Source organism: Glutamicibacter sp. MNS18, from assembly GCF_026107515.2.
Classification (GTDB): domain Bacteria; phylum Actinomycetota; class Actinomycetes; order Actinomycetales; family Micrococcaceae; genus Glutamicibacter.
In genome coordinates this window covers 22,670-36,543 of record NZ_JAPCHW010000013.1, presented here as the reverse complement: position 1 = coordinate 36,543, position 13,874 = coordinate 22,670, and the positions used below count along the sequence as shown (strand labels likewise).

At 62.5% G+C, this 13,874-nt stretch carries 13 protein-coding genes; 5 read left to right on the top strand and 8 right to left on the bottom strand.

All coding sequences use genetic code 11. The features are described from left to right. Positions 1 to 59: 59 nt before the first annotated feature. The 3 genes from OK351_RS14825 to OK351_RS14815 are packed head-to-tail and all read right to left on the bottom strand — an operon-like array spanning position 60 to position 2,676. The gene (locus tag OK351_RS14825) at positions 60 to 1,349 is read right to left on the bottom strand and encodes a sensor histidine kinase (RefSeq protein ID WP_265160482.1); all 1,290 of its coding nucleotides are present in this window, start codon (positions 1,347 to 1,349) and stop codon (positions 60 to 62) included. After that, entirely contained in the window at positions 1,346 to 2,056 is a 711-nt protein-coding gene (locus OK351_RS14820) for a response regulator transcription factor (protein WP_265160479.1), read from the bottom strand. Before OK351_RS14820 ends, OK351_RS14825 begins: the two co-directional genes overlap by 4 nt. Beyond that, complete coding sequence (locus OK351_RS14815; protein ID WP_265160477.1) at positions 2,053 to 2,676, bottom strand: hypothetical protein; 624 nt, start codon at positions 2,674 to 2,676, stop codon at positions 2,053 to 2,055. Before OK351_RS14815 ends, OK351_RS14820 begins: the two co-directional genes overlap by 4 nt. Positions 2,677 to 2,865: 189 nt before the next feature. Between OK351_RS14815 and OK351_RS14810 the strand changes: the two genes are divergently transcribed. Then, positions 2,866 to 4,767 carry an acyltransferase family protein gene (locus OK351_RS14810; RefSeq protein ID WP_265160474.1) on the top strand — a complete coding sequence of 634 codons (1,902 nt, stop codon included), beginning with the start codon at positions 2,866 to 2,868 and terminating at the stop codon, positions 4,765 to 4,767. Positions 4,768 to 4,801: 34 nt separating this feature from the next. On the opposite strand, the gene OK351_RS14805 is transcribed toward OK351_RS14810, so the two are convergent. Then, positions 4,802 to 4,957: a hypothetical protein gene (locus OK351_RS14805; RefSeq protein WP_265160471.1), complete on the bottom strand. Its 156-nt coding sequence runs from the start codon at positions 4,955 to 4,957 to the stop codon at positions 4,802 to 4,804. 316 nt (positions 4,958 to 5,273) lie between these two features. Here OK351_RS14805 and OK351_RS14800 point away from each other — a divergent pair, with 316 nt between their 5' ends. Continuing rightward, positions 5,274 to 5,456, top strand: a complete 183-nt coding sequence (locus tag OK351_RS14800) for a hypothetical protein (protein ID WP_265160468.1) — start codon at positions 5,274 to 5,276, stop codon at positions 5,454 to 5,456. Positions 5,457 to 5,561: 105 nt separating this feature from the next. Beyond that, on the top strand, positions 5,562 to 7,223 hold the full coding sequence (locus OK351_RS14795) for a formate--tetrahydrofolate ligase (protein WP_371931463.1): 1,662 nt from the start codon (positions 5,562 to 5,564) through the stop codon (positions 7,221 to 7,223). 112 nt (positions 7,224 to 7,335) lie between these two features. Here the strand turns inward: OK351_RS14795 and OK351_RS14790 are convergent, their stop codons facing one another. From OK351_RS14790 to OK351_RS14775, 4 genes are all read right to left on the bottom strand, one after another. Continuing rightward, on the bottom strand, positions 7,336 to 8,550 hold the full coding sequence (locus tag OK351_RS14790) for an MFS transporter (RefSeq protein WP_265160461.1): 1,215 nt from the start codon (positions 8,548 to 8,550) through the stop codon (positions 7,336 to 7,338). 178 nt (positions 8,551 to 8,728) lie between these two features. Further along, positions 8,729 to 9,151: an alternative ribosome rescue aminoacyl-tRNA hydrolase ArfB gene (gene arfB, locus OK351_RS14785; protein WP_265160458.1), complete on the bottom strand. Its 423-nt coding sequence runs from the start codon at positions 9,149 to 9,151 to the stop codon at positions 8,729 to 8,731. Positions 9,152 to 9,434: 283 nt separating this feature from the next. Beyond that, complete coding sequence (locus OK351_RS14780; RefSeq protein ID WP_265160456.1) at positions 9,435 to 9,587, bottom strand: hypothetical protein; 153 nt, start codon at positions 9,585 to 9,587, stop codon at positions 9,435 to 9,437. Positions 9,588 to 9,637: 50 nt separating this feature from the next. Then, positions 9,638 to 10,669, bottom strand: a complete 1,032-nt coding sequence (locus OK351_RS14775) for an Lrp/AsnC family transcriptional regulator (protein WP_265160454.1) — start codon at positions 10,667 to 10,669, stop codon at positions 9,638 to 9,640. Positions 10,670 to 10,756: 87 nt separating this feature from the next. Here OK351_RS14775 and OK351_RS14770 point away from each other — a divergent pair, with 87 nt between their 5' ends. Continuing rightward, positions 10,757 to 12,031, top strand: coding sequence for a metal-dependent hydrolase family protein (locus OK351_RS14770; protein WP_265160451.1), 1,275 nt, complete (start codon positions 10,757 to 10,759; stop codon positions 12,029 to 12,031). Further along, positions 12,028 to 13,626 carry an AbgT family transporter gene (locus tag OK351_RS14765; RefSeq protein WP_306349491.1) on the top strand — a complete coding sequence of 533 codons (1,599 nt, stop codon included), beginning with the start codon at positions 12,028 to 12,030 and terminating at the stop codon, positions 13,624 to 13,626. The genes OK351_RS14770 and OK351_RS14765 overlap by 4 nt, the downstream gene beginning before the upstream one ends. Positions 13,627 to 13,874 lie beyond the last annotated feature (248 nt).

Here is a 13,874-nt window from a genome sequence, read left to right as displayed (position 1 = left end):
GGTTACTCGGTTAGGTCGAGGGGGTGCCGCCGGTGTCGATTCCGGGGGCCCACGCCTGGTCACCGGTCCGGAACCCCTGGATATGCCTTGGGCGAGCCGGAAGCATCCTGGCGCGGGACGGGTGTCTGGAAGCCGAGTTCCACCAAGGCACCACCCTGGTTCGAGAGTTCCAGCGTGGCCCCCATGGCCTGCGCCTGGCCGCTTGCGATGGTCAGTCCCAGACCAATGCCGCCGCCCTTGGACACGAATCGCTCCGGACCGGTATCGAGGATGCTCTGCGGGAAACCGGGGCCGTGATCCAGCACGCTGACGTACCCGCTGCGGGTGTCTACGCGGATTGGCCCAGCTCCATGAGCCGCGGCATTGCTGATCAGGTTTTCCAGGATGCGTTCAAGCCGTCGCGGCTCGACAAGCACCGTGCTGTCACCGGCATTAGGCCGCAACTCCAGGCTCGCGCATCGCTCCGGGTATCGTCCGCGGATGCGTCCAAGGATGTCGGCGACGCAGGGATCCAGTGTCAGCTCAACGAGTGCCGCCGACTCGGATCTGGACTCCAGGCGCGAGACTTCCAGCAGGTCTTCAACGAGGCTGCGCAGCTTGGCGACCCGGTCTTGCACAAGCTCCGTGGGGCGGGAATCGGGAAGCAGGCTCGCGGCGGTGACCAACCCGGTCAACGGCGTGCGCAGTTCGTGGGCCAGATCCGCGGAAAAGCGCTGCTCTGCAATGATCTTGGCGTTCAACTCCCGTGCCATGGCATCTACGGCTTCCGCGAACCGGTCAACTTCATCCGCCCCGACGAAGGGTTTGCCGATCGAATCTTCCACCACCACCTGGCGTTCACCCGAAGCGATGTCCCGTGCGGCCTGGGAACCCCTTGACAAGCGTTTGACAAGCCGGGATGCGATGAGAGCGGCGACTGCGGAAACGAGAACCAGGGTGGTGATACCGGCCCACAGCAGGGCGGTGTCAACGCTTTGCCGCATCCGGAGGCTGCTGGCCCAGGACACCGACAGGGACAGGACCGCCGGTTGCGTGCCCAGATTGACCGGGGTTGCGGCATAGATGACTTCCTGCTCATCGATCGTGGAACGAAAGGTGACGACGTGACCGGTCTGGGCGGCCTCCAGCGCCTCGGCCGGCAGCCGGGGGTCGTTGACCTTGGCCCCCAGGATACTGAGACCGGTTTCGTCCAGGATTCGGGCCGCCTGCTCCAGCGAGGCGGTCGCTTCCTCACGTAACCGCTGTTCCTCGGTGATCGTGATCATCTGACGCACCAGCAGGGCCGAGAGGACCAAGGTCAGAAGCACCGACAGGATCGTCATTCCGGTGATTTTCCAGCGCAGGCTCATATGACCCGAACCTGCAGCCGGTAACCGAAACCGCGGACCGTCTCGATACGGGATGCACCGATCTTTCGCCGCAGGCGCTGGACATGGACGTCGATGACGCGATGGTCGGCATCCCAGCTGTAGCCCCAGACCTCGGCGAGGATATCGCTGCGCGAAACGACGACGCCGGGATCTTCGCCGAGGATCAGCAGGATCTTCATTTCCGTGGGAGTCAGGTGGACCTCGTGTCCATCGAGCCTGACCACGAGCCGGTATGGATCGATGTCCAGGGGTTTCGGCTGCGGTTGCCGGTGATCAGCGGCCCCGGGGTTGGACGGCTGCCTGTCCGTCCGCCGCAGTACCGCCCGCAGCCTGGCATCAAGTACCTGCAGGTCGAACGGCTTGGCAAGGTAGTCATCCGCACCTGCATCCAGCCCGGTGACCATGTCCAGGCCCTCGCTGCGGGCGGAGAGCATGATGACCGGGACATTGCTGAAGCTGCGCAACTCCCGGCAGATCTGTGTCCCGTTCATGGTTGGCAGCATGACATCGAGAAGCACCGCGTCCACCGGTGCTTCCCGCTGCAACTGCCGGAACAGGTCCAGTCCTTCCAAGCCGTCATCGGCTCCAAGGACGTGGTACCCCAGTCGTTCCAGGCCGATACTGGTTGCCTCACGGATGACCGCATCGTCTTCAATCATCAGCACGCGGATGCCGGTGGGCCTCATGGCGATGCTCCTTCTTCCTGGAGAGGGTCGATCGGGCTGGAGAATGAATCTCCCTGTACGAACTGTCCGTCCTGGTAGCGGAACATGCGCACGGACCAGCCGGAAGGGCAGCACATGGGGTCATCCCGTTTGTAGAGCGCTTCCTGGGCAACCACGCTTCCTTCCTTCCCTGCGCTCAAGTACACGTCGGAACCACCGACCGCCAGGGCAACTTCCGGTTTTCCCCGGGCGTTCCTGATGACGAACGAAGCGAAACTGTAGGAATCCGCAGCCGTGCTGATCGAGTAGATCTGGAATTTCTCGTCCGCCGTTTCGTAGCCGGGCAGGGCGATCAGGCACTTGTCGCAGTCGATCAGGTACTCGCGGATATCCTCGGCGGAGTTGTCCGGGGTACTTACGGCACCCAGGTCCGTTTCTAGCAGGATCTCACGCACCTGTGACGGCGCAAACGGTTCTTCCCAGGAATGGCCATCACTGCTTGTCTGGCCGGCAGGTGGAGTGCCGGGGGCAATCCGGGTGGCAGGTGACTCGATCCGCAGCGCCTCTCCGGTGCCGCAGGCGCTCGTTCCCAGACACAGGAGCAGGATGCAAAGCATGCCAAGTGCACGCCGTAAAGCCACAGGATTTCCTTCCGATCGCATGCCGACATCCCGCAGCCTACGGGCCGGTACTGCCAATTATGCCCGTGATCGCGGAGCTAAACGCCCGAAGACGCCGCCTGGGCGTCTGTCGATTGTGTAACAAAATCGATGGAATTGCGTTATCCGGTTGGTCGTTGCCCGTCGGCGCGGCTTGGAACCATGGCTGGTGTGAATCGTCCAGTTTCCGTCGCGCCCCCAGCGCCGAACGCAATCCAGCACAATCCCGCACTGGCCTCCCGTAACCCTGCACTTGATGGGCTACGTGGCATCGCGGTGCTCGCCGTACTGGTCTATCACTTCTGGCCCGGCTTCCTGCCCGGCGGGTTCCTCGGGGTGGACCTGTTCTTCGTGCTCAGCGGGTTCCTCATCACCGGCGGATTACTACGGCAGACAGCCGCCGGCCGGATCCCCGACCTGCGCGGGTTCTGGGTGCGCAGATGCCGACGCCTGCTACCGGGGATGCTGCTGGTCCTGGTGGTCTCAACCGCTTTGGCCCTCCTGGCCGCCGGACATCTTCCGGCAGGCCTGCGCTGGCAGTGGGCCGGCGCGTTGACCTATACCAGCAACTGGATGCAAATCGCCCACGGCAACAGCTACTTCAGTTCGATGGAACCTCCGTATTTCCAGCATCTCTGGTCCCTTGCGGTCGAGGAACAGTTCTACCTGCTGTGGCCGGTGGTGTTGGCGGGGCTGTCCTGGCTGCTGCGCACCCGCCGGAAGCTGCTGTGGGGAATCCTGGTTCTGGCAGCGGCGTCGGCAGCGAGCATGGCCTGGGGTTTTGATCCTTCAACCGATCCCAGTGCCCTGTATTACGGAACGTGGACGCACGGCTTCGGGCTGTTCCTCGGCGCCGCCGGCGCCGTCCATGGCGCGCGTTCGGGACATACTGCCGATAGTGCGCCGCCTCGGGCCGGACTGCCCGCTCGGTTGTCCCAGGTCCCGATGTTGCTCGCCCTGCTGGCGGCATTCTGCGTCCTCTCCGACACCTCTGCCGCGGCCTACCAGGGAGGGATGGCGATCTTCTGCGTCCTGGGCACCGTCTTGATCTTGACGTTGAAGGCTCCGGGGACGCTCGTCTACTCGCTGCTGAGCCTGAAATACCTGCGATGGCTGGGCTGCCGCAGCTATGGGTTGTACCTATGGCACTGGCCGTTACTGATGCTGGCCACCGCGGTCTTTCCGCCGCAGGCTGCAACCGCTGCTGTCCTGTGCACCATCCCGCTGGTGGTTTCGGCGGCTGCCGTGTCATGGCGCTTTGTCGAAGAGCCGATTCTGCGCCACGGGTTCAAGAACACCTGCGCGGGTTGGGCCAGGTGGATGACCAGCCGGATCGGACTGGTGCGGCAAGGCGCGGCCGGAAGCGTCGCCTCGGCGCTTGTGCTCTTGCTCGTGTTGCTGGTGCCGGCCTGCGCAATGTCGGTGCTGCTGGCGTCGCCGGGGCAAAGCCAGTTGGAGCAGCAGCTGGCCCGGGCCCAGGACGCCTTGGCGAAGCAGGAACCGTCCTTACCGGAGGCCGGGCAGGAAAGCGCTGCGCCGTCCATAACAGAACCTGGCAAACAGACAAAGGCGGCGCCGCAGGCCGAACGCGGAACCCGGAACTTCACCGGCAGTGATGTCACGGCGCTGGGGGATTCGGTCATGCTTGCCTCGTCGCAACAATTACTCAAGCAGCTACCGGGAATTACCATCGAGGCCTCGGTAGGTGCCCAGATCTGGGATGCGCCGGCGAGGCTGAGGCAACTGGAGAACGCAGGCAAGCTGCGCAAGGTAATCGTGCTGGGGCTCGGAACCAATGGGGATGTGCCTGCAGGAACCTTGGAGGATATCCGGGAGATCATCGGGCCCCGGAGGGAGCTGCTGCTGGTTACTGCCTACGCCCCACGGAAATGGATCGACAGCGTCAATGCGAAACTGCGCGCCGCAGCCAGCAGTGACCGCAGAACGCATTTGGTGGATTGGGCCGGGAGCGCGTCGGAGGTCGCGGACTTTGCGCCCGACCGGATCCACCCCGGCCCGCATGGCAGCGAAACCTATGGAGAACTTCTCGCCGACACCGTGGCGGAGTTGTAGTTGCCGGGGTGGGGCTTGCCCAGGGACACACCGCCTACCGGACCTGCCGGTCGATGGTGGACAGTGGCAGGTCGGCGGATGTGGAGATCTCGGCCAGGTTCAGTGTGCGCCGGGTGGTGTCGACGGCGGAAGGGCTGACCGGGGCATTGGACGTGACGCTGCGTCCGGGCCGCGAACTGCCTCCGGCCATGTGTTCATCCCTTCGTGCCTGGTGAGCATGTTCTCACGGAGATAAAGGCACCCCGGGATCAAAAGGAAAGGGAATAGGTGAGGCGCTGAGTATCGTTCGTGGCCGATAGGTTCTGGGCGGCAATCAAGCATCAGAATGTTTCCCCCTCAGCTGTGCCCGTCGCTGGTCGAGGACTCTGGCGCTTTCCACTGCGATGAAACCTCAGGACATGGTGCGGGTGATATCGGTGAAAAGATGTTTGGCCACGGGGGGAGATGACCAACCGGTAGCGCCTCGGCACGGTAAGGCCGAAGCAGCCCACAACCGTATCCGGACTATGGGCAACCAGCCGCTGCAACTCGGCGATGCCTTTGCCCAGCGAATCCTCGTTTCCAGTGGTCTCAAGCCGGGGATCATGCCCCTCATTGACCTGCATGTTGCGTTGGAAGATGGCTGGCGGTACGCCGCGCCTTTTCGGAAACCTGCACTCATGCCGGGAAGCCCGGTGGACGAGTGGTAGCTTGAAGGATAATCGAGGAAATCCCGACGTTTCGGGCTTCCTCATCTCCCGGACTACTGGAAACCAGATAGGGGACACCCGATGACCGAGTCGACGGAAAACGATATGAGTGATCTTGCGATTGCCTCGCGTGCGGTGCTCAAGCCGATCGCGCAGATCGCCGAATCAGCGGGAATCCCGGATGACGCGGTCGAACCCTATGGCAAGTACAAGGCCAAAATCGACCCGGCATTGGTGCCGTCGCGTGATGCCGGTCTGGGAAAAGTGGTCCTGGTCAGCGCAGTGTCTCCGACACCGGCAGGGGAAGGGAAATCGACCATGGTGGTGGGCCTGGGTGATGCCCTGGCCGCCGCCGGAGCCAAAACCATGATCGCCCTGCGTGAACCGTCTGTGGGACCGAGTTTCGGGATGAAGGGCGGAGCCACTGGCGGCGGCCAGTCGCAGGTGCTGCCGATGGATGAGATCAACTTGCATTTCACCGGTGATTTCCATGCCATCACCAGTGCCAACAACCTGTTGATGGCGTTGATTGACAACCACCTGCACCAGGGGAATTCCCTGGGCCTTGATCCGCACCGCATCACGTTCAAGCGCGTTCTGGACATGAACGACCGAGCGTTGCGGCACGTGGTCATCGGTCTTGGCTCACCGGCTGACGGGATCCCGCGGGAAACCGGTTTCGAGATCACCGCAGCATCCGAAGTGATGGCGGTCTTCTGCCTGGCCACCGGGCTGGAGGATTTGCGCGCCCGGCTGGGCCGCATGACTATTGGATACACCTACGACAAGACTCCGGTCACCGTGGATGACCTGGGAGCTGCCGGTGCGCTAGCCATGCTGCTCAAGGACGCCATCAAACCCAACCTGGTACAGACCATCGGCGGCACGCCCGCATTCATCCACGGCGGGCCTTTCGCCAACATTGCGCACGGCTGCAACTCGGCCATAGCCACCAACACCGCCCGGGCACTCGCAGATATCGTGGTGACCGAGGCCGGTTTCGGTACCGACCTGGGTGCCGAGAAGTTCATGGACATCAAGGCCCGCTATGCCGGATGTATCCCCTCCGCGGTGGTGATCGTGGCAACCGTACGTGCTTTGAAAATGCACGGGGGAGTGTCCAAGGAGAAGCTGCAGATCGAGAACGTCGCGGCGGTCCACACCGGCTTGTCGAATCTCGCACGCCATGCCGCGAACATCTCAAAGTTCGGCATCCAACCGGTGATCGGCATTAACCGTTTCGTCACGGATACCGAGGCGGAACTGTCGGTGGTCACCGAGTGGGCCGAAACGCAGGGCATTGCGTGCGCGGTGGCTGATGTCTGGGGGCACGGAGGAGCCGGGGCCGGTGAACTGGCTGCCGCGGTCTTGCGGGCGATTGAAGAATCAGTCGATTACTCCCCGCTGTATGACCTGGAACGGCCCATCGAGGAAAAGATCTTGACCGTGGCGCGTGAGATGTATGGCGCAGCGGGTGTCGAGTACTCCACCGGCGCCAAACGGACGCTGGAGCAGATCCACGCCAACGGGTGGGATAATCTGCCGGTGTGCATCGCCAAGACCCAGTATTCATTCTCTGATGATCCCAAGCTGTTGGGCGACCCCGGGGGATTCATGTTGCAGGTTCGCGAGCTGATCCCCAAGACAGGTGCCGGGTTCATTGTGGCCATCACCGGGGCGATCACGACCATGCCGGGTTTGCCCAAGGTGCCGGCCGCCATGCACATGGATGTAGATGACAAGGGCAATGCGGTAGGGCTGTCGTAGGAGGAGCTGCAGTCAAACCGGAGGCAAGGCCCAACCGCACAAACAACAACGTTCCACGCGGTGGCTGGTGCCATCGAGTCATAGCCGTAGCGGTGGCGTGCCCGGGTGAAGATCAGCTGTGGATCTTCTTCAACGGCGAATCGCCTCGCGCCAAAACCAACGTGAGGGTAATGCCCACTAGCCCGAAGAAGCTGGTCATCCACCAAGTGGTGTTCCAGCCTCCGGTCTGCACTACCAGCCAGGCAACGATCATCGGTCCGGTGAAGTTGCCGACGTTGAAGATCTGCTGCATCAGGCCCACGGCCGCCGGCGCGGATCCACCCTCCGGGGCAAGATCCACCGCAACCCTGGTCATCGTCGCCGGGATCATGGCACCGCACAGGGAGAACAGGCCGAGGAACACAACCTGCAACAGGATCAGATCGGCGGGGAAATCAACGGCGAAGGTGGCAATCGAGGTGCCGATCATAATGGCAAAAGCCGCGATCAGCATGGCCTTGCCCGAGGCACCCCGTTGCAGTAGCAATCCGGTGATGATGGCCCCGACCGCGTTGAGCCCGCCGACCACGGCCGAAAGGAAGCCGCCGGTGAGCTGGCTCATTCCGGTCTCCTGGTAGATGCTCGGCAGGAAGCCGACCACCGCCATCCACTGGACGGTGTAGCAGCCGAAGATCAAGCCGCTGAGCCACACCCGCCCCGAGGATGCCGTAGCGAGGATGCGCCGTGTCGCGGCTTTAACCCCCGCGGTTCCCGCAGTGGCCTGCGGGGGAATGATCTTCAGGAGCAGGGGGATGGGTAGGACGGTCAGTAGTGCAAGGAAGCGCCACCAGGATTGCCAGGAAAAATACTGCAGAGTCCACGCGGTGGCGAGCAGGCCAATGAAGGTGGCCAGACCCATGTAGCCGGCCCACCAACCTACCGCTTGGTTCAGGCGGGGCAAGGGGGCGTGGCTGCGGATGAGCCCGGGCCCCATGACCGCGGCCATCACTACTCCCATGCCTTCCACGATGCGGGTAGCCACCAACAGTGACGCATCCTGGGAAAGGGATCCAATCGTTGAACCGGCGATAATCAGCAACAGGCCCGTGATGAAGGTCCAGCGGGGGGAGATGATCTCCGCCAGCAGGGAGAAAGCCAACCCGCCCAGCATCCCGGCCACCTGCACCACGCCGAGCAGGACACCGGAAACCAGCAGCGAGAAGCCGAGCTGTTCCTGGATCACCGGCAAGGCGGAAGGCAGCTTCCAGATGTGCAGGGCGGCCACCACACCCGAGGCAACAACAAGGATCCATGCGGCGTTCGAACGTTGTTCCACCTGCTGTTCCATGCTTTGAACTCCCACGTCTTCCTCCTGCATGCGGGTTCCACAATGCGGCGCATGTGTCTCCGGATGGATTGTTGCACAGCCAGAGGAAAAGTCGACAACTAGTCCGATGAATAAGACAATGTGTGAGTCACAGTGGGTGGGTCGTGGACTGTGCGTGCCGGGCTGTCGAAAAACCGCTCTAGTCGGCGGTTGGTCGCTGCCGGTGCTGTTTTGTTGCCGAGCGCCGGGATTTGGCTTCGAGCCGCCGGCGTTGCGAGCCCTTGGTCGGTTTCGTGGCACGCCGTTTAGGGCCATCGGGCTGCAGCGCTGCGGCCACGGAATCACCGAGCTTCCCGAGTGCTACCTGGCGGTTGCGTACCTGGGAGCGTTGTTCGGAGGAACTCACGGTAAGAACGCCGCGAACCAAACGCGGGCCCAGGCGTTGCAAGAGCCGTTCGCGTTGTTGTTCGGTCAGTACACCCGAGTCGGCGATCGACCACGACAGCTCAACACGACTGTCCGAGGTGTTCACGTGCTGGCCCCCGGGACCAGAGGAACGTGAGAAACGCCAACGCAGTTCGGATTCCGGGATCGTGAGCGAAGACGAAATGATCAAATCCATTGTCATGGTGCTCGCCAGCAAGCTCTTCGGGATCTTAAGGTGCGGTCCTGACGCCAAGATCCACAGGGCATGCTGGCAGGTTCAGTCATGGCCAAATCTTCCCACATGCCTCCGGTCGCAGCCACTTAACCACCGCAAACCCCGGAACCGGTGTGCAGGCCAGGCGCCGTACCCGTACTGGGTCCGCCCGCCGGAATGGAATCTACCAGCTACACGGCATCGCCCCATACCTCAGTGGAGTAGGTCAGCGCGCCCACTAGCCATTGCCAGGTCAGGCACCGGACTAGCGGTGAACTTGCCGGTTATCGCCGCACCGATAAGTCAGGTAGGTGAACGGGGTCAGATGGAGTTCGGACAGGGCCGCCATAATGTCGTCACTCACGATGGGAAATGCAGCGGCAAGGAAGCCCGGGTCGGTGTCCGTGATGACGTGCACGTCGTCGATTGTGCGCCGATACGCCGAGATTGTTTCCCTTGATTATTCCTCTAGTACGCCAGGGGAAGCACCTGGGAGATTCTCCCGTTGGATTCCAGACGAGCCCCGTTGTACTTGAAGGTGCGTAGCACTATGCGCCGATCCACGATGTCCAGCCCCGGGTAGCCCTCCAATAGCTGGCGTTCAACAGTCGGCAGGTCGGTCGGATTATTCAGCCAAACGACCATGTGGATGTTGGCACTGCCGGTCACGAGCGACATCATGCGAAGCGCCGGGATGTCCGCACTGGGCTTCGAAGCCAATCGGGCGACATCCCGGGAGGACATCACGCCCCACAGTATCGCGCTGTAGCTGTGTCCTGAATCGCTGCGCATGACATCGCAGCGGACATCGGCAATGCGTGAGCCCAGTAGCCGGGAGATGCGCCGCTTGACCGATGCCGGGCTTAGCTGCGTACGCTCGGCGATTTCACGGAATCCGGCGCGGCCGTCAACGCTCAGGTGCTGCAGGATGCTGCGATTCGCGGCGTCGAGCTGCGGCAGGGGTCCGTGGGTGTGGAGGGTCTGCCGGTGCAGTGCTTCGAGGGCCGCTACCACCCCGGGTTCCAACGCACGGAAACGCCAATTTGCCGCTGAGTAGAGCTGATCCGTCACCGTGCGAGCTGCGTAATGCATGATCCCCGGCGTTTGTCCCAAGGTGTGCAGCAGAAAATCCGCCAGGCCGTGGTTGGCGGCGGATGCGGTCAGTAGCAGGTGCGCGGACCCGGCAATGAACTGGATGGTCATGAGTCGCGGATCCGTGATCAGACGTTGCGCAACTCCGAGAACTTCCTTGTTTTCACAAGTCAGTTCAACGAATGCCAGGTCTGACTCACGGAACAGCTCAGTGCCCGGAGTGATGGCCACCCGGGCCAGACCGCGCTCGGTAATCCTGTCCCAGCGGCGCGCCAGGGTGGTGGCATGCACGCCGAGCACGGGGGAGAGCGCCGCCCAGCTGGCCCGTGGTGCAATCTGCAGCGCATTGAGCAATTCAAGATCCGCCAACGATAGTGTGGCATTTTCCTGCACTAATTCGTCAATCAAAGAATTTTCCTGCGTTCTGGAAGGAGTATCTATTGATAATACTACGATCTGTGGGATGACTCACTTGACCTTGAATGTAGGGAAGTAATGACGGAACAAACCCAGAACCGCACCGCCTATCGCGCGGTCACCCTGATCGATGGAACAGGCCGGGACCCCCAACACAACATGGCTGTCGTCGTGGAAGGCCGCAAAATCCTCTGGACCGGGCCCGATGACCAGTTGCCATGGGGCGCCGGAGAGCTCGAAGAGCAGGACTGCACGGGAATGTACCTCATGCCCGGATTCATCGATACGCACGTGCATTTGACCATGCCCGATGGCGGCATGGGCATGCATTTGCTGGACAACCCGCCAGGCTACCCCTACTACCAGGCGATCCCCCTGCTGCGCCGGACCCTGGACGCCGGGATTACCACCGCACGGGACTTGGGCGGATTGGATATGGCCACGGACAAGGCCATCACCGAAGGACTGATCGAGGGTCCCGAGCTCTTCTACGCCTATCGGGCGCTGGGACCGACCGGCGGCCATGCCGACTTCCGTACTTGCTGCGGATTCAATTTCGGTTCGGCGCTCTCGCCCAATGGGGACATCGGCATGCTGACCGACGGCGTGGACCAGGCGCTGCGGAACACCAGGGAAGCCATGCGCCAGGGAGCCAAGGTCATCAAGGTCATGGCTTCCGGGGGTGTCTGGTCCCCGCGCGATACTCCATGGCACGACGGGCTGAACATCGCAGAGATGCGCGCCGTGGTCCAGGAAGCGGCGACCCACGATGTCCACGTGGCCGCGCATGCCCAGTCGGCGCGCAGCATCCACAACGCCCTCACCGCAGGGGTGCGCAGCATCGAGCACGCCTATGAAATCGATGATCCGGCGATCGAACTGATGCTTGAGAACCAAGCGTTCATGGTTCCCACCCTGACCACCGGGTTGACCCCGCCGAATCCGCACACGGCGGCCTCCTACGCGGTGGCCAAGAAGTTGCGCCTGCAGGAAAAGATCCATGAGTGTGTCGGCAAGGCCATTGCCGCGGGGGTCAAGGTCGCCATGGGCACCGATGCCGGCATCACCCCGCATGGTACCAACCTGCGCGAGCTCGGCCATTTGGTGGATTTCGGAATGAGCCCGATGCAGGCGCTGAAGGCCGGGACCAGCAACGCCGCCGAACTGCTCGGATGCTCGGACAGGCTGGGCACCGTGGAGGTCGGCAAGGATGCCGACCTGGTGCTCACCGCGATCAATCCGCTGATCGACATCAAGCTCTTGGAATTCCCGCAGACCATCGAGGTTGTCGTGGCCAAGGGCCGGTGTGTGAAGGACCTGCGTACGAAGGTCCTTGCGGGGGTGGCCTCGTGAACTCCAAGCTGAAACTCAAGGATGCAGGCACCGGGATGGGAGTCCCAGCCAAGCGCGGCGCGGGTGGGCGCCTGATTGATGGCATCGAACGGGTGGGCAATAAGCTGCCCGAACCCTTCGCGCTGTTCCTGTATCTGTTCCTGATCGTCGGGGTGCTATCGACTGTCGTCGCCTGGTTCAACGTGCAGACGGGGATCCCGGGTACCGAGGAAGTCCAGCAGGTCAAGGGACTGTTCACCGGCGAGGGAGTGGCGTGGCTGTTCACCACCGCGGTCAGTAACTTCATTTCCTTCCCTCCGCTGGGGGTGGTGATCACCCTGCTGCTGGCGGTGGGTGTTGCCGAACGGACCGGGCTGCTGATGGCTCTGGTCAAGGTTTCGCTGGGTCGTGCCCCGGCGTGGGCGCTGCCTTATGTCATGGCGTTCGTGGCCCTCTGCGCGCACATCATGTCCGATGCATCGATTCTGGTGATACCCCCGATTGCCGCCATGGTTTTCAAGGCGGCCGGGCGCAATCCGGTGGCCGGACTTCTGGGTTCCTACGCGGTGGGGATCGCGGCTTTCAGCTGCACTCCGTTCGTCACCTCCACCGACGCGTTGCTGGCCGGCATTTCCAATGCCGCCGCGGCACCGGTCGCGGACCAGGTGCTGACGGTGACCCCGGTGTCCAATCTGCTGCTGAACCTGGTCCTTTCGGTGGTGTTGACTGTCGCCGGCGGCCTGCTCATCGGCAAGGTCCTGGAGCCCCGGCTGAACCGGCAGGGCGTTGGCACTGGGGCGGTCTCCGTCCATGAAGCCGGCACGGATACTGCCACCCAAACCCGGGTGAGCCCCGCTGAAGCTTCGGCGCTGCGCTTCGCCGGTCTGTCGCTGCTCGTCGTGGCAGCGCTGCTGCTGGCCTTGATCCTGCCGGAGGGCGCGCCGTTCCGCAACGAAGAGGGCGGGTTCCTTCCCAAGTCGCCGTTGCTCAGCTCGGTGATCTTCCTGGTCTTCGTCATCCTGCTGGTGCCCTCCATCGTCTACGGCGCCCGGCTGCGCCAGATCACCTCCGTGCAATCCGTGGTGGACATGATGGGACAGGCGCTGAAGGATACCGTGTCCTTCATCGTGGTCGCGTTCATCCTGGCCCAGTTCCTTGCCCTGTTCACTTGGAGCGGCCTTGCCTCGTTGATCGCCGTCGGCGGTGCTGAATGGTTGCAGAACGTGAACTTCACCGGCTACGGCGCGATCCTGGCCTTCATTGTGGTGGTGTCGATCCTAAACCTGCTGATTTCCTCGGGGTCCTCCCTGTGGACCCTGATCGCAGCGGTGTTCATTCCGATGTTCGCACTCATTGGCTACGAGCCGGGCTTCGTGCAGGCTGCCTTCCGGGTCGGGGATTCGGCGACCCAGGTCCTGACGCCGCTGAACCCGTATTTGGTGGTTATCCTCGGATTCCTGCGCAAGTACGAACCGGATGCAGGACTGGGCACCATCCTGGCCAGGATGATCCCCTTCAGCCTGGTCTTCTGGGTCTTGTGGGTCGCGACGCTGAGTATCTTCTTCTTTACCGGGACCGGAACCGGTCCCGGCATGGACATCATGATCGGCGGTTAGCCTCGGTAGGTTGAAGAAATCTCCTGAACCACCTTATTCACGAACCAGAAGACGCTTCCGAACCGCGGTTATGAATTCGTTAAACACTGTCCAATGGTCGGGAGCGTCTTCTAGTTAAACCGCGCTACCAACAATTACAACCGATTCCGTTCGGTGCAGACTTCACGACCCCAGCCATCCATGCCCGGGCTGCGCAGTAACTGAGACCATGGATCTGATCAGACTCAGCGCTGGACGGCACACCCGCT